Here is a 513-nt window from a genome sequence, read left to right as displayed (position 1 = left end):
GGGTAGTTCATTGTCGTGACGGCGATGATTGTCATTGCGGCCTAAACACCCGTGGGCTGACATGTTCCTTGTGCTCGAAAATATTCCATGTGGTGCCTTCGCCAGAGCTACGGGTTCAATGCGGGAATGGTCTCGCGTCCAGGGTCGCGGCCCGCCTCGCCGAAAGCGGTGGCATTGCAGTGTGCGTGACCGTCACGGTATGCGGTCACCGCCTCTCCCCGGTATTCGACCACCTTGTTGACCACGACGATTTCCTGCACCTGCCTGTCTTCCTCCCTTCACATCTGATCGTTGTAGGGCTGCTTGGTTATCCCGACTTGCCTGGCCAGCTCGGCAAACGGTGGCACACCCGCTTCGAACTGTTTGGTGTTAGCCAACCGCAAAAGCCGCAAAGGAAAACAGACTGCGTCCCGGTTGGCGGGCGACATGTCCTCGAAGAGGCGCTCATCAGCCGTGAACGAGGCCTCCGCGGTTTTCAAAGCCATATCGATATCATCAACCGAAATAAGGCCC

2 protein-coding genes are annotated in these 513 nt (G+C 57.7%); both read right to left on the bottom strand.

Going from position 1 to position 513, the window contains the following annotated elements; genetic code table 11:
• Nucleotides 1–107: 107 nt before the first annotated feature.
• Nucleotides 108–260, bottom strand: coding sequence for a hypothetical protein (locus EOA22_RS37975; RefSeq protein ID WP_164756346.1), 153 nt, complete (start codon nt 258–260; stop codon nt 108–110).
• A gap of 18 nt (nt 261–278) precedes the next feature.
• Nucleotides 279–513: hypothetical protein (locus EOA22_RS36860; protein WP_127390771.1), on the bottom strand; the 235-nt coding region annotated here is incomplete at its 5' end.

The organism is Mesorhizobium sp. M7A.F.Ca.US.014.04.1.1 (assembly GCF_003998745.1).
GTDB classification, from domain to species: Bacteria; Pseudomonadota; Alphaproteobacteria; order Rhizobiales; family Rhizobiaceae; genus Mesorhizobium; species Mesorhizobium ciceri.
The sequence above is the reverse complement of the archived record's forward strand: the minus strand, read 5'-3'. Positions and strand labels throughout refer to the sequence as shown.